This window comes from Arthrobacter sp. TMN-50, from assembly GCF_054511125.1.
Map to the genome: position 1 here is coordinate 217491 of NZ_JBTNDG010000003.1, position 24648 is coordinate 242138.

22 protein-coding genes, 1 pseudogene and 2 riboswitches are annotated in these 24648 nt (G+C 64.2%); of the genes and pseudogenes, 11 read left to right on the forward strand and 12 right to left on the reverse strand.

The features are described from left to right. Window positions 1-160 precede the first annotated feature (160 nt). The 4 genes from ACX80A_RS07300 to ACX80A_RS07315 all read right to left on the reverse strand — a co-directional run bounded on the left by ACX80A_RS07300 (window position 161) and on the right by ACX80A_RS07315 (window position 4122). A complete protein-coding gene (locus ACX80A_RS07300) occupies window positions 161-1054 on the reverse strand; it encodes an NlpC/P60 family protein (protein ID WP_459259022.1) in 894 nt (297 codons plus the stop codon). Between the two features lie 48 nt (window positions 1055-1102). Then, a complete protein-coding gene (locus ACX80A_RS07305; RefSeq protein WP_459259023.1) occupies window positions 1103-2005 on the reverse strand; it encodes an NlpC/P60 family protein in 903 nt (300 codons plus the stop codon). A 5-nt stretch (window positions 2006-2010) separates the two neighbouring features. Further along, window positions 2011-2175, reverse strand: a riboswitch (cyclic di-AMP (ydaO/yuaA leader). Between the two features lie 124 nt (window positions 2176-2299). After that, window positions 2300-3100 (reverse strand): M23 family metallopeptidase, encoded by an 801-nt coding sequence (locus ACX80A_RS07310; RefSeq protein ID WP_459259024.1) that lies wholly within the window; start codon window positions 3098-3100, stop codon window positions 2300-2302. Between the two features lie 2 nt (window positions 3101-3102). Then, window positions 3103-3276: riboswitch (cyclic di-AMP (ydaO/yuaA leader) on the reverse strand. Between the two features lie 138 nt (window positions 3277-3414). Beyond that, window positions 3415-4122 (reverse strand): metal-dependent transcriptional regulator, encoded by a 708-nt coding sequence (locus ACX80A_RS07315; protein WP_459259025.1) that lies wholly within the window; start codon window positions 4120-4122, stop codon window positions 3415-3417. A gap of 246 nt (window positions 4123-4368) precedes the next feature. On the opposite strand from ACX80A_RS07315, the gene serC reads away from it, so the two are divergent. Next, window positions 4369-5493 (forward strand): phosphoserine transaminase, encoded by a 1125-nt coding sequence (serC, locus tag ACX80A_RS07320; protein ID WP_459259026.1) that lies wholly within the window; start codon window positions 4369-4371, stop codon window positions 5491-5493. A gap of 15 nt (window positions 5494-5508) precedes the next feature. Here the strand turns inward: serC and ACX80A_RS07325 are convergent, their stop codons facing one another. The 3 genes from ACX80A_RS07325 to ACX80A_RS07335 are packed head-to-tail and all read right to left on the reverse strand — an operon-like array spanning window position 5509 to window position 7717. Further along, window positions 5509-6786, reverse strand: a complete 1278-nt coding sequence (locus ACX80A_RS07325) for an MFS transporter (protein ID WP_459259027.1) — start codon at window positions 6784-6786, stop codon at window positions 5509-5511. Window positions 6787-6834: 48 nt separating this feature from the next. Beyond that, window positions 6835-7326, reverse strand: coding sequence for a DUF3027 domain-containing protein (locus tag ACX80A_RS07330; protein WP_459259028.1), 492 nt, complete (start codon window positions 7324-7326; stop codon window positions 6835-6837). 7 nt (window positions 7327-7333) lie between these two features. Then, window positions 7334-7717 (reverse strand): cold-shock protein, encoded by a 384-nt coding sequence (locus ACX80A_RS07335; RefSeq protein ID WP_459259029.1) that lies wholly within the window; start codon window positions 7715-7717, stop codon window positions 7334-7336. 185 nt (window positions 7718-7902) lie between these two features. Here ACX80A_RS07335 and ACX80A_RS07340 point away from each other — a divergent pair, with 185 nt between their 5' ends. The 6 genes from ACX80A_RS07340 (at window position 7903) to ACX80A_RS07365 (ending at window position 15003) form a co-directional block, all read left to right on the forward strand. Beyond that, on the forward strand, window positions 7903-8166 hold the full coding sequence (locus ACX80A_RS07340; RefSeq protein WP_459259030.1) for a hypothetical protein: 264 nt from the start codon (window positions 7903-7905) through the stop codon (window positions 8164-8166). Window positions 8167-8241: 75 nt separating this feature from the next. Continuing rightward, window positions 8242-10740, forward strand: a complete 2499-nt coding sequence (locus ACX80A_RS07345) for a helicase-associated domain-containing protein (protein ID WP_459259031.1) — start codon at window positions 8242-8244, stop codon at window positions 10738-10740. Then, complete coding sequence (locus ACX80A_RS07350) at window positions 10733-12376, forward strand: DNA repair helicase XPB (protein WP_459259032.1); 1644 nt, start codon at window positions 10733-10735, stop codon at window positions 12374-12376. The genes ACX80A_RS07345 and ACX80A_RS07350 overlap by 8 nt, the downstream gene beginning before the upstream one ends. Before the next feature lie 63 nt (window positions 12377-12439). After that, entirely contained in the window at window positions 12440-13150 is a 711-nt protein-coding gene (locus tag ACX80A_RS07355; protein ID WP_019483824.1) for a response regulator transcription factor, read from the forward strand. 64 nt (window positions 13151-13214) lie between these two features. After that, window positions 13215-14618, forward strand: a complete 1404-nt coding sequence (locus tag ACX80A_RS07360) for a sensor histidine kinase (protein ID WP_459259050.1) — start codon at window positions 13215-13217, stop codon at window positions 14616-14618. Between the two features lie 91 nt (window positions 14619-14709). Next, window positions 14710-15003 carry a WXG100 family type VII secretion target gene (locus ACX80A_RS07365; protein ID WP_459259033.1) on the forward strand — a complete coding sequence of 98 codons (294 nt, stop codon included), beginning with the start codon at window positions 14710-14712 and terminating at the stop codon, window positions 15001-15003. 160 nt (window positions 15004-15163) lie between these two features. On the opposite strand, the gene groL is transcribed toward ACX80A_RS07365, so the two are convergent. The 3 genes from groL to ACX80A_RS07380 all read right to left on the reverse strand — a co-directional run bounded on the left by groL (window position 15164) and on the right by ACX80A_RS07380 (window position 18177). Further along, window positions 15164-16801, reverse strand: a complete 1638-nt coding sequence (gene groL / locus ACX80A_RS07370) for a chaperonin GroEL (protein WP_459259034.1) — start codon at window positions 16799-16801, stop codon at window positions 15164-15166. Window positions 16802-17183: 382 nt separating this feature from the next. After that, window positions 17184-17837 carry a LytR C-terminal domain-containing protein gene (locus ACX80A_RS07375; RefSeq protein WP_459259035.1) on the reverse strand — a complete coding sequence of 218 codons (654 nt, stop codon included), beginning with the start codon at window positions 17835-17837 and terminating at the stop codon, window positions 17184-17186. A gap of 52 nt (window positions 17838-17889) precedes the next feature. Continuing rightward, the gene (locus tag ACX80A_RS07380) at window positions 17890-18177 is read right to left on the reverse strand and encodes a DUF3263 domain-containing protein (RefSeq protein ID WP_459259051.1); all 288 of its coding nucleotides are present in this window, start codon (window positions 18175-18177) and stop codon (window positions 17890-17892) included. Window positions 18178-18319: 142 nt separating this feature from the next. Here ACX80A_RS07380 and ACX80A_RS07385 point away from each other — a divergent pair, with 142 nt between their 5' ends. After that, window positions 18320-19084: a uracil-DNA glycosylase gene (locus ACX80A_RS07385; protein ID WP_459259036.1), complete on the forward strand. Its 765-nt coding sequence runs from the start codon at window positions 18320-18322 to the stop codon at window positions 19082-19084. Here the strand turns inward: ACX80A_RS07385 and ACX80A_RS07390 are convergent, their stop codons facing one another. Together ACX80A_RS07390 and ACX80A_RS07395 are read right to left on the reverse strand one after the other, a co-directional pair. After that, on the reverse strand, window positions 19085-20839 hold the full coding sequence (locus tag ACX80A_RS07390; protein WP_459259037.1) for a threonine/serine exporter family protein: 1755 nt from the start codon (window positions 20837-20839) through the stop codon (window positions 19085-19087). Window positions 20840-20887: 48 nt separating this feature from the next. After that, entirely contained in the window at window positions 20888-21961 is a 1074-nt protein-coding gene (locus tag ACX80A_RS07395) for a lipid II:glycine glycyltransferase FemX (protein ID WP_459259038.1), read from the reverse strand. A gap of 120 nt (window positions 21962-22081) precedes the next feature. Here ACX80A_RS07395 and ACX80A_RS07400 point away from each other — a divergent pair, with 120 nt between their 5' ends. The 3 genes and pseudogenes from ACX80A_RS07400 to ACX80A_RS07410 all read left to right on the forward strand — a co-directional run. Beyond that, window positions 22082-23086, forward strand: a complete 1005-nt coding sequence (locus ACX80A_RS07400) for an aldo/keto reductase family protein (RefSeq protein WP_459259039.1) — start codon at window positions 22082-22084, stop codon at window positions 23084-23086. Beyond that, window positions 23083-23931, forward strand: coding sequence for an NAD-dependent epimerase/dehydratase family protein (locus ACX80A_RS07405; RefSeq protein ID WP_459259040.1), 849 nt, complete (start codon window positions 23083-23085; stop codon window positions 23929-23931). Before ACX80A_RS07400 ends, ACX80A_RS07405 begins: the two co-directional genes overlap by 4 nt. Window positions 23932-24178: 247 nt before the next feature. Beyond that, a pseudogene (locus ACX80A_RS07410) lies at window positions 24179-24648 on the forward strand (hypothetical protein); the annotation flags it as partial.

Genomic DNA, 24648 nt, shown 5'->3' on the forward strand with positions numbered 1-24648 from the left:
TCAGAGTAAGAGTAGTTCGGCGGACGCCCGGTTTGCTAATCCACCGACCAGGGACAGTGCGTGGCGTCGGCGGACCACGGTGGGCCAGCATCAGGTTTATACGCGAGGAGGACCCGGGGATCGAAATCCTCGGGTCCTCCAGGCTGAAGCGTTGTGTGTCTTAGCCGCCAACGCGGATGTAGACGGGACCTGAGCCCAGGTCAGCTGGTGCAACAACTGTCTGGTTGCCGTTAAATCCCCCGTGGACGGCCTGGCCACCACCAATGTAAACGGCGATGTGAGCCACTCCGGCGCCACCATCCGCATAGTAAAGTAAGTCGCCCGGAATAGCTTCGCCAGCGCTGACGGTGCGTCCGAGGGACAGGTAACCGGCTGGCCAGCCGTGGAAGTTGATCCCTGCGGCTGCGAGGGCGTTGCTGACGAGGCGGGTGCAGTCCTGGGTGACCCCAAGCTGTCCCTGCGCTGCAGCAGCGATGGTGGCAGCTACCCCGGAGGAAGCGGCTGGCTTTTGCTGTGCGGCCGGAGCCTCGGCTGCTGGCGCAGACTGAGCGGGTACAACCTGAGCGGGCACTGCCTGAGCGGGCGCTACCTGGGTGGGCGCTGCCTGCTTCAGTTCTGCAACAGGTGTGACGGGTGTTGGTTCAACGGGTGCTACTTCGGCGGCCGGGGCCACGACGGGAGCTTCGGCTACCTCGGCGACGGTTTCCACCTGTGCGGTCACTGTGGGGGCTTCGACGATGGTCGGAGCCGCAACGGCCTTGACCGGGGTGCGGTTGAAGGCGATCTCGGCGTCCGCTGGTGCCTCGACAACTGCTGGTGCTGCCTGAATCTCCAACGCCGAGGCGAGGGCGACGCGTTCCACCGACTCGAGCGAAAGGTCGGCGGCGTTGGCCGACACCCCGCCAGTCAGAACAAGGCCGGATGCTGCGGCGATGACGGCAGCCTGCCGACCCATGCCACCGGCGTTTTCGGTGACTGCCTTGGCCAGGGCCGAGAAATTGGTGGTCTGGCGTCTATCGGCGCGGTGACGTGCAATAGCGGCGCGTGTTGTCATTCTGAGATTCTCCAGTTTGATTCTTGGGCTTTAGCGGACACGGAAGCTTTAGCGGACACGGACGAAACTGGAGCCAGCGAGGTCAGCTAACGGGTGCAAAATGGTCGCGTTGACCCCGTTCATTCCGCTGCTGATGACTTGTCCGTTGCCGACGTAAATCGCAACGTGTCCCGGGCGGATGACGAGGTCCCCTGGCTGAGGCGAACCGACCACGTCGCCGTACGCATAGAACTGCTCGGGCCCCAGGTCACCGACCGTCTTACCAACCGAACGCAAGGCCACCTCGACGAGAACCGTGCAATCCTGCACTGCGCCGATCTGCGAGTAGGCACTAGCTACGAGAGCCGCACCGATACCACTCGAAGAAACACTGGCGGGCTGTGGCTTCGGGGCCACCTCTTTAGCGGCAGGCTCCGGAGCCGCAACGGCTGGAGCAGGCGCGGCGGCTGCAGGCGTTGCGGCGGCTGCAGGCGTTGCGGCGGGACCCTGCGCCGGTGCTGTAGCGGGACCCTGCGCCGGTGCTGTAGCGGGACCCTGCGCCGGTGCTGATTCCTGAACGGCGGGCTCGACGACGGCGGTCGGAGCGAGGACCTCAGCTACAGGCGCGACGGCGTCGGCCTGGACCTCAACTACTGGTGCGATTTCCACCACAGCGGGCGTTGCCGTGACGGCGGTGCGCTCGAAGGTGATGTCTGCGGTGGCGGCCGCGCTAACGGAGTCAGCGGTAACCGCAACGGGATTCAAGGGGGTGGAGAGTGCAACGCGCTCAGACTGGCCGATCCCGTGGGCTGGCAGTCCGGCTGTCAGGACCAGTCCCGAAGCTGCGACGATGACCGCGGCCTGGCGGCCTACTGATCCAGCGTTCGACGAGACAGCGCTGGAGATGGCTGTCAAGGGGCTGGTGTGCGTGCGGACGGCCCGGTGGCGGCCCAGAGAAGAGCTAGTTGACACGTTTGATTGCCTCTCCCAATTGCCTGCGAGGTGAGCTGTCGGATTCGGATGGGAGTCACCCGGCCACATGATTTCCTACTGGAAACACGCGACTTAACCCCAAGGATTTCCTGCGAAATCCAGTAATTGGTTCCCCCGCCTCTGCCATGCGAATTGTGCGATCGGACCCCGGGCAGTGGCAGAGCTAGGCGATCTGCTCGGGAGTGCCAAATTGACTAGAATTTGGCACGAGGTTGACGGTACATCAGATTGATCACAATGTCACATTCCGGTCACGGAACGATATGTCCTTGGTTACAGCCAGCCCATGGGGTCCACTGTTTGACCGTCAACCATCACCTCGAAGTGCAGGTGGCAACCGGTTGACGCGCCGGTACTGCCGCTCTGTGCGACCACCTGAGCGCGGTCAACTTTCTGCCCCTCATTGACGCTACTGAGGGAAAGATGGTTATAGGAGGATTCGAGCCCGTTGCCGTGGTCGATGACTACACGGTTCCCGCCGCCATAGGGGTGCCACCCAGCAAAGGTGACGGTGCCGGCCGCTGCGGCGAAGACTTCAGAACCGCAGGAGCTGCTGAAGTCCTGTCCGGAATGCAGCTCGCCGCTCATCCCTGTGATCGGACTTACCCGGTAGCCGAAGGGTGAGGTGAGGACCAGCTCTTTCATTGGCGCTGACAGGGACCCTCGGGCCGCGGCCGGCACGGCGGTCGATCCTGCGGCGGTCATGATCTCACTGAGCTTGACGTCGGCATCGAACGTGCTCTGCAGCGCGGTGCGACTGAAGTCGACCGGAGCAGCGGCCGGGACCTTGATGTCGCGGGGTACTGCCGTTTCGATGACGGCGGCGGCAGCGCCGGCGGCGTCCGGCATGTCCTCGGCCGGAATGGATGCGGCGGTGGTGGGCAACGCGATGGTCAGCACCAGGCCTGAGGCGGCGGCGGCGATCGCGATCTTCTGGCTCAGCCCGGTCACTGAGAGGTCGTTCCTGACGCGGGTGGCCCGACGTCGTCGATCGAGACGCTGGGCGTCTCGGGGACGCGCGGTAGGTACCGGGGCACCGGCACGGCGGCGTCCCGAAGCATGCTGCTTCGACAAAGGGTCCCTTTCGTATATGCCTGCGAAGTTAGCTGTCGGATTCGAGTCGGGAAGTAACTCGGCCCAGATCTGATCCGCTGACACGGCACCGGATCCGGGCTTCACCCCAAGGCGGCAGATCGGCCGCCGTCGATGGGTCCTCCGCCCCTGTCACGGGTTCTCAGCATCCTGATCCGCTGACAGGGTTAGGCGTGCGGATCAGGTAACGCTGATGTATCAACGCCAGTTTTCCATTATCCGCGACCAGACGCAAAAGAGATACGTTCGTTATCTTTTCCTGTGGATAACTTGCGGCAACAGTGCGCTTTACTACCTTAAGGCACTGTCGTGCTGACCGAGACAAATACGTGCGCGGCGACGTCGGGCGGCAGTTCGAGCGCCCCGTCGATCCCCTCGACCCGGACCGACACGTAATCGCCGACCGTCTGCGCGCTGATGACTGTTCCTGGCCGCAATCCGCCCTCATCAAGCTGCGAGAGCAACTCGGGATCCACCTGGATGGGCTCCGCCAGCCGGACAAGGGTGACCACCGACCCCGAGGGGTTGGTTCCGACTACTGAGAGGAGACTGCGCACACCGGCAGCGAAGTTTTCGGTCGGCGGGCCGCCCAGCGCTTCGAGCCCGGGGATGGGGTTGCCGTAGGGCGACTCGGTGGGCTTTCCCAGCAGCTCGTACAGGCGCTGTTCAACCCGTTCGCTCATCACATGCTCCCAGCGACACGCCTCCTCATGGACGTACGCCCAATCGAGACCGATCACATCGGAAAGCAGCCGTTCAGCGAGGCGGTGTTTACGCATCACACCGATGGCGCGACGTCGACCGAGGTCAGTGAATTCCAGGTGGCGGTCGCCGGAAACCACCACCAATCCATCACGCTCCATCCGGCCGATGGTCTGCGACACAGTCGGACCCGAATGGCGGAGCCGTTCGGCGATCCGGGCGCGGAGGGCAACTATGTTCTCCTCCTCCAGTTCCAGGATCGTCCGCAGATACATCTCAGTGGTATCGATGAGGTCCGTCATACGGTTCAGCTCCTAGGCACTGGTGCGGGATGGAACAGCGGGCAGCTTTCGCGGTGGGAACGCGGCACGTAACGCCAGCGCCGAACGTGAGTCCTACGCCTCCCAAGGTTAACTCATTTCCCGCTGGCCCGGGCAATCAGGCGTCGCCGTGCGCACCACGTGGTCTGTTCACAAATGCCAGCGGAGGCAGGCAGTGCGGCAGAATGAAACCCGTCCCACGTTGCGCGCTTACCCCTTGGAGAAACCATGAGCATTTCCCCGGACCACACGATCCCCGCTGGGCTCCTCCCCGCGGACGGGCGCTTCGGCGCTGGCCCCTCGAAGGTGCGCGATGAGCAACTGGAAGCACTCACCCAGGCCGGGCGTACCCTGCTGGGGACGTCCCACCGCCAGGCGCCGGTGCGCAATCTTGTCGGGTCCATCCGGGAGGGTCTGACCCAGCTGTTCAGCGCGCCGGATGGCTACGAAGTGATCCTGGGCGTCGGCGGGTCCACCGCGTTCTGGGATGTAGCCTCCTTCGGGTTGGTTGACACCAAGGCCCAGCACCTGTCCTTCGGCGAGTTTGGGTCGAAGTTCGCGTCAGCGACCAGCCGGGCCCCGTTCCTTGAAGCGTCGACGGTGATCACGTCGGCCCCTGGGACCCGACCCACACCGGTGGCGGAGGCCGGCGTCGACGTCTACGCCTGGCCGCAGAACGAGACATCCACCGGTGTCGCCGCTCCGGTCCATCGGGTGGATGGTGCCGCACCGGATGCGCTGGTCCTCATTGACGCGACCTCGGCCGCTGGCGGACTGGACGTTGACATCAGCGCTTCCGACGTCTACTACTTCGCGCCGCAGAAGAACTTCGCGTCCGACGGCGGTCTGTGGCTGGGCATGTTCTCCCCCGCCGCGCTGGAACGCGCGGAGCGGATCGCTGCGAGCGGCCGTTGGGTCCCCGATTTCCTGAGCCTCAGGACGGCCATCGACAATTCCCTCCTGAACCAGACCTACAACACTCCGTCGCTGGCCACCCTGGTGACTCTCAACGCCCAGGTCGAGTGGCTGAACACCAGCGGCGGGCTAGGGTTCGCTGCTGCCCGGACGGCAGAGTCGGCGGGCAGGGTGTACCGGTGGGCCGAAGCGTCCGACGTCGCAACCCCTTTCGTGGCCCGCGTCGAGGACCGGTCCAATGTCATTACGACGATCGATTTCGACGAGTCGGTCGATGCAGCACTGCTGGCGAAGGTGCTGCGCGCCAACGGGATTGTCGACGTCGAACCGTACCGGAAACTGGGCCGCAACCAGTTGCGCATCGCCACGTTCGTTTCGATCGAACCGGACGACGTTTCGGCCCTGCTGACATGTATCGATCACGTCATCGGCGGCTGACCGAGCCGAACAACTTCACGGCTCGGTGACGGGGTCCCCAAAGTCGGTTTCGATCCGCAACCGACGTCGGGGTGCCCGGTCGTAGCGCAGTCGCAGGTGGTGGGCCCGCCAGGCCCAGATCGTCCCGGCGAGGGCCGCGATAATTCCCGCCGCGGCAGCGACGGCGAGGCTCCACCGCGGGCCGAAGGTGTTGGAGACCAGGCCGACGATCGGCGCACCCAGCGGAGTGCCGCCAAGGAAGATGGCGAAGTACAGGGCCATCACCCGACCACGCATCACCTGCTCGGTGGTGGTCTGGACGTAGGCGTTGGCGCTGGTCATCAGGGTGAGCGCGAACAGGCCCACGGGAACCAGGGCAAGACCGAACAGCCAGACGGTAGGTGCCAGCGCCGCCGCGGCACAGGCGACGCCGAACGCCGCCGCCGCCCCGTAGATGAACCGTAGCCTGGGCTTGCTGCGCCGTGCGGAGAGCAGCGCCCCGGCCACTGACCCCACAGCCAGCACCGAGGACAGCACCCCAAACACGCCCGCGCCACTGTCGAATTCGGTGCGGGCCATGGCCGCAATGTAGACGGCAAAGTTCAAGCCGAACGTACCCACGATGAAGATGGCGAGCAACACCATCATCAGGTCCGGCCGGTTGCGGACGTATCTGAAGCCCTCACGGATCCGGCCCTTGCCGGGCGGTGACTTTTCCAGGACCCGCAGCTCCGACCGTCTGATGGTCACCAGCACAAAGATCATGGCGCCGAAGGTCAGGGCGTTGATCATGAACACCCAGCCCGGGCCAACCGCGACGGTCAGCAATCCCGCCACCGCTGGGCCAACCATCCGTGCCCCGTTAAAGGAGGCGCTGTTCAGTGCGACGGCGTTGGGCAGGTAATCATCGCGGACCAGCTCCGAGACAAAGGTCTGACGGGCTGGCGCGTCAACAGCCGAGACAAACCCGAGGGCGAGGGCGAACGCGTAGACGTGCCACAGTTCGGCAACTCCCACGACCACCAGCAGGCCCAGCCCGACGCCCAGCGCCGCCATGGACAGTTGGGTGATAATGAGCAGCTTGCGCCGGTCCACCGAATCCGCGATCAGGCCGGCCCAAGGGGCAATGAGTAGCTGCGGCCCGAGCTGGAGTGCCATCACAATGCCCATGGCCGCGGCATCCTGATCGGTGAGGATGTCATACACCAGCCAGTCCTGGGCGGTGCGCTGCATCCAGGTGCCGATGTTGGAGACTAGGGCTCCGAAGAACCAGACCCGGTAGTTATGGATATGGAACGAGCGGAACATTCCCATTAGGTGAATGCCGCTCGTCGCGCTCCACGCCTACCGTGAGTCAACTGGTTATCCGCCTCCGGCAGCGTCGGGGGACTCTGATTCGTCCTTGGCGGAATCCTCGGGGCGCACCCGTTCCGCCCAGGGAACCCAGGGCGGTGAGAGCAGGGAGGTTTCCGACGGGAGCAGACCTACCTCGGAGATGGTGGGCTCCTTGCCGCGTGGCACCCGGGCCAGGGTGGCGAACCAATGCCAGCCGCCATAGCCGGGCAGATGGGCTTCGAACCGGTGGGTGACCACCCGTTCGGCGTCCGGGTATGCACCCACGTGGGCGCCGAGCTGTCCGGGCTCTGTCACCTGGCTGATGCCGTTCCGCGCGTACTCCACGGCGTCGGCCAGCACGGCGTCGGGCTTGGACGGCTTCCGGGGCGCGCGGCGCTTCACCGGAGCGGCGGCGGCTTCCTCCCGGACCTCGGCGTCGGCCGCCGGGGCACTGTTGAGTGCAGCATCGCCTGCCGTTGAAACAGGTGTGTGCGCGATAATTTCGAGGTCTGTGTCCACAGTGGGCCTACGCGTCCAGGTCGTCGGCAACCGCGCGGAGGACAGCTGCCACCTTGCCGGCGTGTGACTTGTCGGGGTACCTCCCACGGCGCAGGCCGTTGGAGACGTCGTCAAGCAACCTGATCAGATCTTCCGTGATGACCGCCATGTCGTCGGCGCTCTTGCGTGTTGACTTAGCAACTGACGGCGGGGCCTCAAGGATGCGGGCGGAGAGCGCCTGCTGTCCCTTACGCCCGGCGGCGACGCCGAATTCCATCTTGGTGCCGACCTTCACCTCGGTCACGCCGGCGGGCAACGCCGAGGCGTGAAGAAAGACCTCCTGGCCATCGTCGGTAGCCAAAAAACCAAATCCCTTTTCAGCGTCAAACCACTTGACCTTGCCAATAGGCACGTCGTTACCTCGTTCTGTCGGTGCTGCAACGGACCCCTGATACCCGTGCCGATCCTTGGGGAAGGATCCGGTGCCCATGGTTCGTGCGGCGGGCCGGCGTCTCGTCGGAGAAGTCTCTAACTCCCAAGAATATCCCCTGGCACAGCGTGCTCGGTGAAGGGGGCACTGTGTACGCTGTTAGCGTTATGGCGAATACCTCCCCACACCCCCTCCCAGACCATGCTTCCCGCACCCCGGGGCGGAATCTCCCACGGCTGGTCCTGATGGTGGCTGCAGTGGCGCTGGCCGGCGTCGGGCTGCTGTGCCTGGCCGCTGTACTGATCACTGCTTTCCTGCAGGGCACAGTGTGGCCGGGATTCGTCGCGGGCGCCTACGTGTGTCTCCCGGTTGCCTTCGTCCTCATGATGCTGATGGTGATCCTGGGTGTCCGGGCTCGCAAACGGGCCTGACCACCCTTTATCCCGGATGCTCTCGGCTGAATTGCCCGGGGTGCCTCAGCGGGCGGACGGGGTAACGTTGTCATAATGTCCGCTATCCGCGATCTAGCCACCGATTTGGCTGCCCGCAGCGACGCCCGGCTCCGTGACCTTCTCACGGCGCGCCCAGATCTGGTCCTCCCGCCAGTCCCCGATTTTGCGGCACTCGCCGCCCGCGCCTCGACCCGGGTCAGTGTGCAACGGGCATTGGAAAACCTCAGCGAACCCGAGCTTGACGTACTGACCGCCGTCCAGCTGTCCACTCACGCCGACACCGGGCAGAGCACCACCGCCGCCTGGCTCCGTTCGGAGATCAAGGGTGCAACGGTCAAGGTACTGGACGGGCTGCTTGCGCGTTTACATGCGCTAGCGCTGCTCCGGCGCGTACCAGCGCCCGCTGATGCTCCGGCGGCCGACCGGAACCGGCGTTTTTATCTTCCGGTGGCGTCCCTCGCCGAAGCCCTGGGACCCTACCCGGCAGGTCTGGGCAGGGAGCTCACACTGCTCGTGCGACTACTGCCCGATTACGCGAACCAGTTGCCTGCCGCCGTCGACAGGCTGCGTGACCTCGGTCTTCAGATCCCGGGCCTTGAGGTCTCGGGCCCTGAGACCCCGGGTCTACCGATCCAGCGGCCCAGTTCCACCGACGCCGCAACCGCAGCGCAAGCCCTGAACCGGGCGGTGTCTTCCCGTGCTGGCTGGGAGGCTCTCCTGGCGCTGGCGCCGGCGAGGACCAGCGATCTCCTGGGCAGGTTCAGCGTCTCTGCCATTGGTGCGTCACCGGCTAGCACAGCGGATGACTCCTCTCCCATTCAATGGCTGCTTCGGCATGGCCTTCTGGCTCGTCTTGACGCGAGCCATGTTGAACTGCCTCGCTCCGTGGGGCGGGCGGCCCGCGGCCACTTCATCATCGAACAGTTGCGGATCGATCCCCCCGCGCCCGAGTTGCACACCATCCGGAATAGCCTGCGGGACAACGCTGCCCACAGCGCCGTGGCGGAGACCCTGCGGCTGGTCACCGACCTCGTGGCAGCGGTCGATGCTTCACCCATCGCCACTTTGCGTTCCGGCGGGGCAGGGGTCAGGGAGATCCGGCGGATCGCCGAGTCGCTCCGGGTCGAGACTGACGAGGCAGCGTGGCTGGTGGAGCTCGGCGCCCTCGCGGGCCTGCTGGTGCTCGACGTGGATACCTCCCGTTGGCGGGTCGAACCGGGCACACTCTGGCTGACCCAGGACCGGGTGGAACAGTGGCATCGGCTGGTGACCTCGTGGCTCGACGCACAACGCGCCCCCTCCCTGGTGGGAACCCAATTGACCGCCGGCACCACCGTCAACGCGCTGGCCGCCGAAGCGGGCCGCGCCGACGCGCCGCACATCAGGACCCGGATGCTGGCGGCCCTGGCGGCGCTTGGCACCACCGTCGGGCAGCCCGATGACGGCACCCTTTCCCCCGTGCTGCAGGTCCGCGATGTCATCGAACGGCTCACCTGGAGCCAGCCCCGGCTGCAGCGGCGCTTTGCCAGACTGGTTCCTGGCATGCTGTCCGAGGCCTCACGGTTCGGGCTGGCGGGCTCGGGTGCATTGACCGAACTCGGCGCGCTGATCGCTGCTGGTAAGCACGACGACGCCGCCGCCGTCCTCCGCGGGGCCTTGCCGGCACCGCTGCGCCACTTCATGCTGCAGGCCGATCTGACCGCCGTCGCACCTGGGTATCTGGAGCCCGAGGTGGCCACCGAGCTGGCGCTCCTCTCCAACCCCGAGGGGCGGGGCCCGGCGAGCATTTACCGGTTTTCGGCCGAGTCGCTGCGCCGCGCGTTCGACGCCGGCCAGGATGCCGCGTCGATTCTGGCGTTTCTGGCACGCCACTCCGCCACCGACGTCCCGCAGCCCCTGAAGTATCTAGTCGATGACACGGCGTCGCGCTATGGTCGACTTCGCGTCGGGCGGGCCAACAGCTACGTTCGCAGCGACGACGACGCCGCACTGTCAGCGCTCCTGACCGATCCCCGGGCCACCGCACTCGGTCTGGTGCAGCTGGCACCGACGGTTGTGATCTCCCAAGCGTCCGGACCGGAACTCGCAGCGGTCCTCCGCGAGCTGGGGTACGCCCCCGCCCTCGAAGGTGCAGCCTTTCCGTCCGGCCCTGGGCGATCCGGTTCCACAGGCGGCGCGGGTAGTGTGACGGCGTCGTCGTCCCGGGTGGTGCTCAACCCGTGGACGCTGTCGGCCGAAGATATTGCCAACCAGGTGGCAGTGCTGCGCGGCGCCGGCGTCGCGGCAGCGGACGGCATGTCGACCACCGAGAGTGACACCCTATTGGGGCTCGAAACCCTGCGGAAGGCGATCCGATTGCGCAGCCCGGTGCGGCTCGGGTTCGCTGACAGCCAGGGGAATTCCACCCGCCAAATCCTTGTTCCACTATCAGTATCCGGCGGCCGGGTAAGGGTCATCGACCCCGCCAACGAAGTAGAGAAGGTCGTCTCGATCCACCGGATCATGGACGTAGAACTCGTTTCAATCGATGAAGGGGCAGCAACTGATGCCTGACGGCCCACTGATCGTCCAGAGCGACAAGACCATTCTCCTCGAGGTGGATCACGAACAGTCCACCGAGGCACGGCACGCCATCGCCGCCTTCGCCGAGCTGGAGCGCGCCCCCGAACACGTCCACAGCTACCGGCTGACCCCGCTGGGGCTGTGGAACGCCCGCGCCGCGGGGCTCGACGCGGAACACGTCCTCGATACGCTCCTCAAATACTCACGCTTCCCTGTTCCGCATGCCCTGCTGGTCGACATTGAAGAGACCATGTCGCGGTATGGTCGGCTACGCCTGGAAAAAGACGACCAGCACGGACTGGTCCTGCGTACCAACGATTACCCGGTGCTCGAGGAAGTGCTCCACGCGAAGAAGATCCAGCCACTGTTGGGCCCCCGGATCGACGGGGAGACCGTCGTCGTGCATTCCTCCCAGCGCGGGCAGCTCAAACAGCTGCTCCTGAAGCTGGGCTGGCCAGCCGAGGACTTCGCCGGCTACGTGGATGGCAAGCCGCACCCGATCGCCCTGCTTGAGGACGGCTGGACGCTGCGGCCCTACCAGAAACTGGCGACAGAGAACTTCTGGGCGGGCGGGTCCGGCGTCGTCGTCCTGCCCTGTGGCGCGGGCAAGACCCTGGTGGGTGCCGCAGCGATGGCCACCTCCCAGACCACCACACTGATCCTGGTCACCAACACCGTCTCCGCCCGCCAGTGGAAAGACGAACTCCTGAAGCGGACCACCCTCACCGAGGATGAGATCGGCGAGTACTCGGGCGCGGTCAAAGAGATCCGGCCGGTCACCATCGCCACCTACCAGGTGCTGACGCTGCGACGCGGTGGGCTCTATCCGCACCTTGAGCTCCTGGACGCCAACGACTGGGGGCTGATCGTCTATGACGAGGTCCATCTGCTGCCCGCGCCCATCTTCCGGATGACCGCCGACCTGCAGGCACGACGGCGACTCGGCCTGACTGCCACCCTCGTCAGAGAGGATGGCAGGGAGGGAGAAGTGTTCTCGTTGATCGGGCCCAAACGCTACGACGCGCCCTGGAAAGATATCGAGGCGCAGGGCTACATTGCGCCAGCCGACTGCGTCGAGGTACGGGTGGACCTGCCCCGCGACGAGCGGGTTGCCTACGCCATGGCCGAGGACGGCGACAAGTACCGCCTCTGCGCCACCTCGGAGACCAAGTCCGGTGTGGTCGAGAAACTGGTTGCCCAGCATCAGGGCGAGCAGCTTCTGGTGATCGGCCAGTACATCGATCAACTGGACGAGCTCGGCGACCGCCTGAACGCACCTGTCATCAAGGGCGACACCTCGGTGAAGGAACGCCAGCGACTCTTCGGCGAGTTCCGCAACGGGGAGATTCATACCCTCGTCGTTTCGAAGGTGGCCAACTTCTCTATCGACCTGCCGGAGGCCTCGGTGGCCATCCAGGTATCCGGCTCCTTCGGGTCGCGCCAGGAGGAAGCCCAGCGGCTGGGGCGGCTGCTGCGCCCCAAGGCCGACGGCCGCGCTGCCCGGTTCTACACGGTGGTGGCCCGGGACACGATTGACCAGGACTTCGCCGCCAAACGCCAACGGTTCCTCGCGGAGCAGGGCTATGCGTACCGGATCATGGACGCCGCAGACATTCCTCAGGGCTGACATCCGGAAAGCTATCACGGACTATCCAGCGAACTCCCAGCGTCTGGGAGGATACTAGGAACTGTGAAAAAGACTGGACCCGAAGCGAAACTTCTCGTAGTGGACGATGAGCCGAACATCCGCGAACTCCTCTCCACCTCCCTGCGGTTTGCCGGTTTCGACGTCGTCGCTGCGGCCAATGGCCGTGAGGCGCTGGCCGCGGCCGAGACCCACAACCCCGATTTGGCAGTCCTCGACGTTATGCTGCCGGACATGGACGGCTTCACCGTCACCCGCCGGCTGCGTGCTGCGGGCCGCCACTTTCCCGTGGTGTTCCTGACCGCCCGCGATGACACCGATGACAAGGTCACCGGCCTAACCGTGGGCGGCGATGACTACGTCACCAAGCCGTTTAGCCTTGACGAGGTGGTGGCCAGAATCCGCGCCGTGCTTCGCCGCACCCAGCCCATGGACGATGACGATGCCGTGATCCGAGTCGACGACCTCGAGCTCGACGACGACGCCCACGAGGTACGCCGCGCCGGGGAGGTCATTGACCTTTCCCCCACCGAGTTCAAGCTGCTGCGCTACCTGATGATGAACCCCAACCGGGTCCTCTCCAAGGCGCAGATCCTGGATCACGTGTGGGAGTATGACTTCAACGGCGACGCCTCAATTGTTGAGTCCTACATTTCCTACCTGCGGCGGAAGATCGACAAGAACCCAGATGCTGTCGCCTTGATCCAGACCAAGAGAGGCGTCGGCTACCTGCTGCGCACCTCCGACAAGCGGTAGGGCGAGCTTGGACGTGATCGATCGGTGGAAAGCCGCTTCGCTGCGCACCCAACTGGTGGCCACCATGACGTTGCTCATGGTGGTCACTGTTGCAATCACCGGAATCGTCACCGTCTCGTTGCTGCGCAGCAGCCTCATCGACCAGATGGATCGGGACATTCGCGCCAACGCCGATGCCGTCGCGCGGAATATCCTCCCCGACGGCGCCACCGATGGAACCCTGTTGAGATTCTACGGTGAGCTGAGGGATGTGGATGGTCAGAAGCTCAGGGCGACGCTGTCCGAGGAGTCGACTGATTACCCGGTCATCCCGGAGGTTGATGTTGAGGAAGTGGTCGCTCGGGGTCAAGCGGGGTTCACGGTGCAAGGGAGCGCCACCGGCAGCCCCGGCTGGCGCGTCAAGCTTTTCGCGCTCAGCAACGGCCAGGGAAGCGTTGCTGTGGCGTCGGACCTGTCGACGATCAACAAGTCGCTGGAGGAGGCTGGGCAGACCATCTTCGTCGTCGGTCTCGGTGCCACCATCGTGGCCAGCGGTATCGCCTTCGTTGCGGTCACCCGGCAATTCAGACCACTCGGCAGGGTCGAACGGACGGCTGCGGCGATCGCCGCTGGCGATCTGTCCCGGCGGGTCGAGGTGGAGCGGCCCGCTACCGAGGTGGGGCGCCTATCCCGCTCGCTGAACGCCATGCTCGCCCATATTGAGACAGCCTTCTCCGCCCGGACCGAATCTGAACGCAAGATGCGCCGCTTCGTGGCCGATGCCTCCCATGAGCTGCGCACTCCGTTGGTGACCATCAGGGGATTCTCGGAGTTGTACCGGCACGGCGCGCTGCAGAACGACGACGACGTACGGTCGGCGATGAGCCGGATTGAGAGCGAAGCCAAGCGCATGGGCGAACTGGTGGAGGACTTGCTAACCCTCGCCCGGATCGACGAGCAGCGTCCGCTGAAATCCGAGCCACTGGACCTGGTGATCCTGGGCAACGACGCGGCCCTTGACGCCCGGGCGATCGCTCCAGACCGGGAGATCACTGTGATCGGCCTTGACGGCGGGCAGGCACGTTCCGCCCCCACTGTGGGCGACGAGGCAAGGCTGCGGCAGGTGGTGGCCAACCTGATGACCAATGCACTGCGCTACACCCCCGACGGCACCCCCATTGAGATTGCCATTGGTGTTGAGCCGGTGATCCACGACCGGATGGACTCGGTCATCGAAGTCCGGGACCATGGCCCAGGCATCTCCGAGGAGGACGCGGCCCGGGTCTTCGAGCGGTTCTATCGGGCCGATTCGTCCAGATATCGGGAAACCGGGGGCACCGGCCTCGGGCTGGCAATTGTTGCTGCCCTGGTCGCCCAGCACGACGGTTCGGTCCGTCTCGGGGAGACACCCGGTGGCGGTGCCACCCTGTCGATCCGATTGCCGTACAGTGCCCCGGAGACTGAGGACTCCCCCTCCACAGGCACCTAGGGCCGGGAGTCCTGTCCACATCTGCATGTTTGCTCCCCGCGGCTGCTCATCATCGTCCTAGAGTCGAGGGTGTCAGCAGATGAGGAGATCCATGATGACAAACTTTCAGGTTGATACCGACGCTCTTTCGGCTAAGAGCAACGAGGTGCAGGGCACCATCGGCCGCCTGCAATCCGAGGTGAATACCACGCAGGCGGGGCTGTTGGACATCGAGATGCTGTGGAAGGGCCAGGCTGCGGCCAACTTCCTGGAGGTGGTGACCCAGTGGCGTGCCACCCAGGCGCGGGTCGAGGAGTCGCTGGCGGAGATCAACCATGCGTTGACGGTTGCCATCCAGCAGTATGCCGACGCCGAACCGAGCAATGCCAGGATGTTCCTGTATTGAGCTGCGTGGGAGGTTCCCGCACCGAACTGCTGCAGGATTTGTCCTGGCAGGACGGATGTGGTGCCTAACTGCTCGGGAAGGCCGGAAGGACGGCACCCCGCGAGGGATACCGTCCTTCCTGTACAGCGTGGGGTGAGGTGTTTGACCTCGGGGGTGGGGACTAGAAGCCGCCCATGCCGCCCATGCCGCCCATGTCGTCTCCGCCGCCGCCGCCGGCTGCAGCCTTTTCAGGCTTGTCAGCTACTACGGCTTCGGTGGTGAGGAACAGACCAGCAATGGAGGCCGCGTTCTGCAGTGCAGAGCGGGTCACCTTTACGGGGTCGTTCACTCCGGCAGCCAGCAGGTCTTCGTAGACCCCGGTGGCTGCGTTCAGGCCGTGACCTGCAGGCAGGCCGCGGACCTTGTCGACAACCACGCCTGGCTCGAGACCGGCATTGAAGGCAATCTGCTTCAGCGGGGCGTCGATGGCAACGCGAACAATGTTTGCGCCGGTTGCCTCGTCGCCTTCGAGCTGCAGTGACGCGAAGGCCTTGGCGCCAGCCTGGATGAGGGCAACGCCGCCACCGGCGACGATTCCCTCTTCGACTGCTGCCTTGGCATTGCGGACTGCATCTTCGATGCGGTGCTTGCGCTCCTTGAGCTCAACCTCGGTTGCGGCTCCGGCCTTGATGACCGCAACGCCACCGGCCAGCTTGGCCAGGCGTTCCTGCAGCTTCTCGCGGTCGTAGTCAGAGTCCGAGTTCTCGATCTCGGCGCGGATCTGGCTGACGCGTCCGGCGATCTCTTCCGCGTTGCCCGCACCTTCGACGATGGTGGTCTCGTCCTTGGTAACAACAACCTTGCGTGCGCTGCCCAGGAGGTCAAGCGTGGCGTTCTCAAGCTTGAGACCCACTTCCTCGGCGATAACCTGGCCACCGGTGAGGATGGCGATGTCGGCCAGCTGGGCCTTGCGGCGGTCGCCGAAGCCTGGAGCCTTGACAGCTACCGACTTGAACGTGCCCCGGATCTTGTTGACAACCAGGGTAGCCAACGCTTCACCCTCGATGTCCTCGGCGATGATCAGCAGTGGCTTGCCGGACTGCATGATCTTTTCGAGAACCGCAACGAGGTCCTTAACGTTGGAGATCTTGGAGTTGACGATCAGGATGTACGGGTCTTCCAGTACGGTCTCCTGACGCTCAGCGTCGGTGACGAAGTACCCGGAGATGTAACCCTTGTCGAACCGCATGCCCTCGGTGAGCTCAAGCTCAAGGCCGAAGGTGTTGGATTCCTCGACGGTGATGACGCCTTCTTTGCCAACCTTGTCGAGTGCTTCGGCAATCAGGGCGCCAATTTCGTTGTCGCCGGCGGAGATGGATGCCGTAGCAGCGATCTCTTCCTTGGTTTCGATTTCCTTGGCAGAAGCAAGCAGCTCACGAGTGACTGCTTCCACAGCCTTCTCGATGCCGCGCTTCAGGCTCAGCGGGTCGGCGCCAGCGGCAACGTTCCGCAGGCCTTCCTTGACCAGGGCCTGTGCGAGGACGGTGGCGGTGGTGGTACCGTCGCCGGCGACGTCGTCAGTCTTCTTGGCGACTTCCTTAACCAGCTCTGCGCCGATCTTTTCGAACGGGTCGTCCAGTTCGATCTCCTTGGCGATGGATACGCCATCGTTGGTGATCGTGGGGGCGCCCCACTTCTTTTCCAGGACTACGTTGCGGCCACGTGGGCCCAGCGTTACCTTGACGGCGTCGGCGAGGATATTAAGTCCACGCTCAAGGCCGCGGCGTGCCTCTTCATCAAAAGAAATGATCTTGGCCATAGTGGCTTAGGTCCTTTCGGGGACAGTACTGCTCATCAGCAAACTTGTGCCCACCGGCTGCGGTGCCCGCGACGGACGGCTAGCAGGAGGACGATCTCTTTACGTCCTGCCGAGAACCTCACCACAGTGGTGTGCGTGTCACATCCAACCCCACCGACAATTAGCAGTCAGCGGCTTAGAGTGCTAACTCAATAATTAGCACTCTGACTGGCTGAGTGCAAGTACCAGCCTTTCCACTGGGCACGCGTTACGCCGTGCACCACCGATGCCAGTCCTGATGGGTACAGAACCATTCGCGGTCAGCGGAAAGCCCCGTGGCTTTCCAACCCCGGAGCCGGACCTGGGGGGCGTCCGACGGAGGCACCGGCACGGGCCCGCTCGCCTACTGGAACCCGGGTCCTACTACAACGGTGATGTTGGGAGATACCTCGGTGGTTTCTACCAGGGTGGGGATACTTAGCATGCCAGCCAACTCCTGCGCTGCGGCCAATTGGGAGGCATCGTTGTAGAAAATCACCGAGGTCTGTGGTGGAACCCCACCCCAGTCAGCGATCTGGCCTAGGGTCCAACCCCCGCCCGAGACCCGGCTGGCAGCCGAGTTGGCTAACCCACTGACCCCGGTTGAGTTGTAGACATTCACCGCCTGGGATCGATCGATCGCCGTCGGATCCTCGCTGGGTGATGGCTCGGCATCCGTGGGCTCAGCCTCGGTTGGCTCCTCGGAGGCTCCTGGCTCGGACGGTGAGGGTTCGGCGGTCTCGCCGTCGGTCGCCGGTGAATCTGACGACTCCGACGTCGCCGTCTCAGAGGCCGGTGCGCCGGTGGTCTGGCTGGACGCTGGGTCTGTCCCCTCGCCGATGCCCAGTCGCGGGAGGATGTAGTAGGCGGCCAGTCCGACGGCGAGCGCCAGGACTCCCACGACGATCTTCAGTGCCAGTCCGGTGGACCGTGGGGGAACCAGCCTTTCCCGGTGAACTCCCTGCCGCGATGCGGATTCGGGGATCTTGTCGAACTCGTCCCGGGGGTATTGGCTCATAGTGATGCGTTGTCCTTGGATGTTGGCGCTGGAAACAGGAAGCCGGGGGCGTTCAGATGTCAGCGCCGAGTCGGCGGGCCGAGCGCGCGCGCTGACGGGATGTACGTAGTCTACGCAGTCGTTTGACCAGCATGGGGTCGTGAGCCAGTGCTGCCTCTGTGTCGATCATGGCATTGAGAATCTGGTAATAATGGGTGGCCGACAGATCAAACAGTTCGCGAATGGCCTGTTCCTTGGCCCCCGAGTACTTCCACCACTGGCGTTCCAGGGTCAGCATCTGTTGCTCCCGATCTCCCAGAACTCCCGCTTGGCGGGGGCAGTCGGAATCCGGATGCACCACGCTGTCAGCGCTTGCTGCCTCAGTCACTACCGATCGCCCCTTAGCTGGATGCAGCGTGCTGGCACGCCACCTGGTCTGTCCTTCATGGTAATTGGGAATGACACGGTTGTCATTTGGTGCGCTGGGGCACAAGGATGGGACGGTGTCGGAATATCAAAGCGCCCTCTTCCCTGAGCCAATCCCCGCCCTCAAACCGCCCGCCGGTCCAGGCAGCCCGGCGTTTCCTTTCGCAGCACCCGTCCCGGTGGCCGACGTCGTCCACCCGTCCTGGGTTGCCGCCCTCGCACCGGTGGAGCCGCAACTGCACCTGCTCGCCGATCGCCTGCGCGCGGAGGTCGACGGCGGCGCCGAGGTCCTTCCCGCCGCGCAACACATTCTTCGGGCATTCACCTACCCGTTGGATCAGGTCAAGGTGCTGATCCTTGGCCAGGACCCGTACCCGACGCCGGGACACGCCGTCGGGCTGTCGTTCTCCGTAGGGGAAACCACTCGGCCCCTCCCGAGGAGCCTGGCCAACATTTACCGGGAGCTCGCGGCCGATACCGGTGACTCGGTTCCCGCCCACGGGGATCTCACGGGGTGGGCTGAGCAGGGGGTGCTGCTACTGAACCGGGTGCTGACGGTGCGGGCCGGCGACGCAGCCTCGCACCGTCGTCTGGGCTGGGACGTGGTCACCAGCGCGGCTGTCGAAGCGCTTGTGGCGCGGAAGCTGCCCCTCGTTGCGGTCCTCTGGGGGCGGGATGCCCAGCAAATCAAACCGCTGCTCGGCAATACCCCGGTCATCGAATCAGTCCATCCGAGTCCGCTCTCGGCATCACGCGGGTTCTTCGGCAGCCGACCGTTTTCCCGGACCAACGCGCTGCTTACTGAACTGGGCGCTGAAGCCGTGGACTGGCAGCTGCGTTAGCTAACGCCGACGGTTCCGGCGGCGTTCGTTGCTGCTGATGCCCTTGGTGAGCGGCCGGGCCAGATTGTCGCCAAGGACTACGCCGCCCGCGATGGCCAGGATGATGGTCAGCGCGTTGAACAGGCTGTTGCTGCCGGCGCCCGCCAGCTCGGTCTCGATGCTCAGTCCGTACATTGATCTGAACACCATGAGGCCCGGATAGAGGAACATGACCGCTGGGACCGCCACTACCAGCTGCGGTGCGCCCATCCTCAGCGCCACCATTCTTGCCAGCATGCCGATCAGGACAGCGGCGATCGCCGGGGCCAGCCGGTAGCCAACCCCCAGCGTGACCACCAGCGAGTACAGCAAGAACCCCGTGACGCCGATGAGGGAAGTGGGGAGCACCAGTTTCAGGTCGGTCTGCTCTGCTACGCAAATCATCGCAACGGCGATGAAGACCAGCACTGCGACCACCGGCACCGGGTAGAGGGATCCGACCGACGTCGTCACCTGCAGTTCGGGGATACCGACCAATGCTCCCGCCACCAGTGCGACCGCGATTCCAGAGATGATTGCTGCGAACACGAGAAATGCTGACAGGTACCTCCCAGCTGCAGTGACCGGGTATCCGTTGATTGCATCCTGGGTCGCCGAGACGAGACGCCCGGTCGGCAGCAGCAGCAGAATACCGCCCACCACCACCAGCGACGGTGCCACTCCAATGTCGAGCCACCAGAAGAACATCGCGACGATGGTGACCATCCCCGCTGAAGTTGCGACGGAGAAGAATTCCGGGACCCGCCACTTTCCCAACTGTCGGGAGAGGAGATCGACGCCGATGCAGCTGGCAAAACTGATGAACGACTCGAGCGGTCCACCGCCGATGAAGCTCACGATGGCAGCACCGAAAATGCCGAACGCAGCGGTCACCATCCAGCGGGGGAAGGGCTTGGGTTTGTGGGTAATCTCGTCGAGACGGGCTGCCGCGTCGATACGGGAGATCCCGCCGTCGACGATGTCGGTCACGAGTTGGTGCACTTTCAGCAGGCCGGCATAGTTGTTGGTCCACGAACGGACCACCCGCAGCACGGTGACCGGAGTCTGGTCCTTAGCCGAATAGTTGAGGATGACCGATTGGTTGGTGATGTCCACTTCAATGTTGTCCAACCCGAACGCCGCGGTGACGGCGATGATGCTGGTCTCAACTTCGAGGGCACCGGCGCCATAACGAAACATTGTCTCGGCCAGGCTGAGCGCGAAATCGAGGGTTCTGCGCGCGTTGATGTCCGGGCCGACGGCCTGGATCGTGGGGTTGGCGTAGGGACTGCCCGCCAACCGTTCCACGATGCTCATCGCCTGGGTGGGCGGCGCCTCCCCCTGGACCAGGCGTCGCAGTACCTTGCGCGCTGCGGCGTTTGAGCGGTCGGGACGAACCGAGCGTGGCGTAGTGGGCAGCGCATCGGTCGGCGTCGAGTAGGTTCTGCGGTCGGGCTTTGCGTTTGCCTGGCGGGCCCGCGGTTTGGGTTTCGCCGTAGGGGCTCTGCCTGGTTTGCCGGCTGCCTTTGCGCGTCCACCCGGCACCGCACGTTCTTCGGTCACCGGGCCGCCGGGAGTTCCGGGCAGCGAATGAACCGGCCGGGTGGACGGTGGTTTGGCCGGTGGGGCCACTCCGGCGGGGGGCCTGACAGTCGGGACAACGGGCAGCTGTTCGGCTACCGGGGCGGGGTTGGTGTTGGGGTTGCGTCCGTCGTCGGCCTCGGTCTTTTCACCCATGGGATTCACCCCTTCATCCGGTGTGCCCGCGCGGAGCGGAGCAGGTTTTTAGTAGAACGGCTGGTGGTGTCGGCGCCAGTAGATTTGTCGGGCGACCCGTTCGCCGATGGCGTTCCACACCCGATACTTCCACGCACTGAGCGGCAGGTCATAACACCCGACAAAGTCCGTCACAGTTTTGGTGAAACTGGTCTTGAAAAGTCCCAGACCATGGTGCTGATGAGTCGGGTCTTTGAGCCGGTCGCTGGGCGGGGTGCCGCAGAAGTCGTACTCGACAATCCCGAACTCCTCCTTGAGGTCGGTGATGGCTTGCCACTGCACCAGATGGGAGTCACCATACTGGGACCGCTTGGGTTTGGACCCGCCATCCTTGTAGGTGCCCTTCAGCCCGTAGTTGATGACGAATGCTCCTACCGACGGCTCACCGTCTTCGTAGACGAAGTACAGGCGTCCCTGACCAGCTTCGGCGAAGTTCTTCCAGAACCTGCTGTAGTACTCATAGGAGCGCAGCTTCGCAGCCGACCGGTCCTCAATGTGAGCCATTAGCCGGTACATGGTGCTGAAGTTTTCGTCGGTCGGATCCATCCTGCGCACTTCGACGCCCTCCCGGATGGCTCGACGCACAGCGTTGCGGCCCCTCGAGTGGAGGTTGCGCAGCAACTGGTTCGACTCGGGGGTGGTGTCCAGGATTGCCGTGTGATCGTTGGGTTGGAGGTCAAAGGTCTTGACCAGGCCCGCATTCAGGAACAGCCGGTCGACGTCGTCGTCGGCGGGGATGTCCGGTTCCACTTTTATTGCGAAGACGTTGTGCCGCCCGGCACGGACCAGATCGCGGCAGGCATCGAGGATGGCTGGGACATGAGCCGGGTCCGCCACATCGGGACCCTTGATGAGGTACCACAGGGCGCCCAGAAGGCGCAGCCGTTTCTCGATCACCAGGTTGTACGTGGTGTAGTCGGGGCACTCGAAGACCAGGAACCGGGAGGTCCAGCCGTGGTGCGACTTCACTTCGGCGAAGGATGCTGACTGGAGAATGTTTCCGCCGTTGGGGTTTGCCGTCACCAACGCGTCCCAATTATCCCGCTCCTCGGCCGTGGCTAGACGCGCGGTGAACTTAACCAAAATCCCTCAATCAGTGGTGGTGCAAAGACACCTCAGTCTAACGGCTGGCCCTGTTTGCCATCGTCAGCATTACCTCGGTGAGCCTCCCCATTCGTCGGCAAGTGCCATAGCATCAGAAGCATGGACTATCGATACCTCGGAAATAGCGGATTCAAGATCTCGGAGATCACTTACGGCAACTGGCTGACCCACGGATCGCAGGTGGAGAACGACGTCGCCACCCAGTGCGTGCGCGCGGCACTGGATGTGGGCATCACCAGTTTCGACACGGCCGATGTGTACGCGAACACGGCCGCCGAGACGGTGCTCGGCGAAGCGTTGAAGGGTGAACGGCGCCAGTCCCTGGAGATTTTCACCAAGGTGTGGGGGCCCACCGGGCCCAAGGGCCCCAACGACGTCGGGCTTTCCCGCAAGCACATCATGGAGTCGATCAACGGCTCGCTGGAACGCCTCCAGACCGACTATGTCGACCTTTATCAGGCGCACCGTTACGACCACGAGACACCCCTCGAAGAGACCATGCAGGCCTTCGCTGACGTCGTCCGCCAGGGCAAGGCACTGTACATCGGTGTCAGCGAATGGGATGCACGGCAGATCCGGGCCGGTCATGTGCTGGCGAAGGAACTGGGGTTCCAGCTGATCTCCAACCAGCCGCAGTACTCGATGCTGTGGCGGGTCATTGAGGAGGAGGTGGTTCCGGTGTCGGAGGAGCTGGGTCTGTCCCAGATTGTCTGGTCGCCGGTCGCGCAGGGTGTGCTGACCGGGAAGTACCAGCCGGGTGGAACCCCTGAGGAGGGTTCGCGGGCTGCCGATGAGAAGGGCGGTTCGAACATGATCAAGCGATGGATGTCCGACGAAACGCTCACCGGTGTGCAGAAACTGCAGCCGATCGCTGATGAGCTGGGGCTGACGATGGCGCAGCTCGCTGTCGCCTGGGTGCTGCAGAACAAGAACGTTGCAGCAGCGATCATTGGTGCTTCGAAGCCGGAGCAGGTCAAATCCAACGCTGTAGCATCGGGCGTCACCCTCGGGTCAGACGTGATGGCGAAAATCGACCAGGCCATCGGCTCGATGGCTGAGACCGATCCCGCGAAGACCGTCTCGCCCGAGGAGCGTCCCGTATGAGGCTCGCGGTCACCGGTACCAGCGGCAAACTGGGGCGTACCGTCACGACTGTCCTGAGGGCTGCCGGACACGAGGTGCTCGGAATGGATCTGCAGGGGGAACGGGATCCCGGGTTTCTGAAGATTGATCTGACCGATTACGGGCAGGTTGTAGATGCGCTGATGGGCGTCGACGATCGGCATAGTGGGTTCGACGCCGTCGTGCACCTGGCTGCCATTCCGGCGCCCGGTCTCCAGGCGGACGCAGCGACCTTCCATAACAACATGATGTCCACCTACAACGTGTTCCAGGGCTGCCGCAGGGCGGGAATTTCGAAGATCGTCTACGCCTCCAGTGAGACGGTGCTCGGACTACCGTTCGACGAGGATCCTCCCTATATCCCCGTCGACGAGGAATACGCGGCCCGGCCGGAGAGCACCTACTCTCTGGTGAAGCACCTTGAGGAGCAAATGGCGATCCAGCTTACGCGTTGGGATCCGCAGCTGAGCATCACGGCATTGCGGTTCTCCAATGTTATGGATCCCGAGGATTACGTCGAGTTTCCGTCATTTGACGAGGACGCGGCCGCACGAAAGTGGAACCTGTGGGGGTACATCGACGGTCGCGACGGCGCGCAGGCCGTGCAGCGCGCGTTGGAGAATGCTGTCCCGGGCTTTGACAGATTCATCATCGCGGCGGCCGACACTGTGATGAGTCGGTCCAGCGCATCGCTTGCGGCGGAGGTATTTCCCGACGTCAAAGTGGTCAAGGACGTGGGTGAGCACGAGACGCTGCTCTCCATCGATCATGCCCGCAACCTGCTGGGTTTCGACCCACAGCACAGTTGGCGGGACCACGTGGGCTAGCCCTCCTCCCCGATCCACTATCGAACCGGTCACCTTCCGCCGGACCCAACCGGTTCGCCGGTCCGTGAGCCGGGCGGGTACCGGGTGTTTGGGTCGCCAGATCTCGCCGTTCGGCGGGTGGGGTAACGGGTACTCTGAGTGGCCCGATTTGGGGTCCTGGTCGGGTGCTAAAAAATTGTTGAAATTGTTTTGGTGGGGGTCTCCTTCCGGGCCTAATAATGTCGGTGGCGGGTGATGGGATGGGGGTATGAAAAGCAGTAGAGCTTCTTCTACCGGGTCGGGATTCTTTCCCGATTCTGGCGCGGATCCCGCCTCCACGAACGGGCCCGCGGACACTGCCACGGACGGGTCCGCAGGGACGTCCACGGACGGTTCTGCGGGGGCGTCCACGGACGGGTCCGGCGGGTATGGTCCCGGTGGTCCGTTAGCTGTTGACGCAGTGTGGACGGCCCCGGTAGACGATCCGGTAGGTGCCCCGGTAGACGATCCGTCAGAGAGCCCAACTAATCCTGATCCTGTTCCTGATTCCGGGGTTGCTGGTTTTGGTGCGTGGGTGGGCTCTGGTGCTGGGTTGGCGGGGTTGGCGGGGTTGTCGGGTCGGGTGGCTTTGACGGCGGTGGCTGGCCTGGATGTTGAGCAGACGCTGGGGGTTTTGAGGGGTCTTGGAGGGTTGCGGTCCTGGGTCGATGCGCAGGAAGCCAAAGCGGTCACCCACGT

Coding starts and splice junctions, on each gene's coding strand:
- ACX80A_RS07315 (WP_459259025.1), bottom strand. CDS start 4,122: ATGACGGACCTCATCGATACCACTGAGATGTATCTGCGGACGATCCTG.
- groL (WP_459259034.1), bottom strand. CDS start 16,801: ATGGCCAAGATCATTTCTTTTGATGAAGAGGCACGCCGCGGCCTTGAG.
- ACX80A_RS07340 (WP_459259030.1), top strand. CDS start 7,903: ATGGCGAATACCTCCCCACACCCCCTCCCAGACCATGCTTCCCGCACC.
- ACX80A_RS07405 (WP_459259040.1), top strand. CDS start 23,083: ATGAGGCTCGCGGTCACCGGTACCAGCGGCAAACTGGGGCGTACCGTC.
- ACX80A_RS07400 (WP_459259039.1), top strand. CDS start 22,082: ATGGACTATCGATACCTCGGAAATAGCGGATTCAAGATCTCGGAGATC.
- serC (WP_459259026.1), top strand. CDS start 4,369: ATGAGCATTTCCCCGGACCACACGATCCCCGCTGGGCTCCTCCCCGCG.
- ACX80A_RS07390 (WP_459259037.1), bottom strand. CDS start 20,839: ATGGGTGAAAAGACCGAGGCCGACGACGGACGCAACCCCAACACCAAC.
- ACX80A_RS07300 (WP_459259022.1), bottom strand. CDS start 1,054: ATGACAACACGCGCCGCTATTGCACGTCACCGCGCCGATAGACGCCAG.
- ACX80A_RS07350 (WP_459259032.1), top strand. CDS start 10,733: ATGCCTGACGGCCCACTGATCGTCCAGAGCGACAAGACCATTCTCCTC.
- ACX80A_RS07365 (WP_459259033.1), top strand. CDS start 14,710: ATGATGACAAACTTTCAGGTTGATACCGACGCTCTTTCGGCTAAGAGC.
- ACX80A_RS07375 (WP_459259035.1), bottom strand. CDS start 17,837: ATGAGCCAATACCCCCGGGACGAGTTCGACAAGATCCCCGAATCCGCA.
- ACX80A_RS07325 (WP_459259027.1), bottom strand. CDS start 6,786: ATGGGAATGTTCCGCTCGTTCCATATCCATAACTACCGGGTCTGGTTC.
- ACX80A_RS07360 (WP_459259050.1), top strand. CDS start 13,215: ATGACGTTGCTCATGGTGGTCACTGTTGCAATCACCGGAATCGTCACC.
- ACX80A_RS07345 (WP_459259031.1), top strand. CDS start 8,242: ATGTCCGCTATCCGCGATCTAGCCACCGATTTGGCTGCCCGCAGCGAC.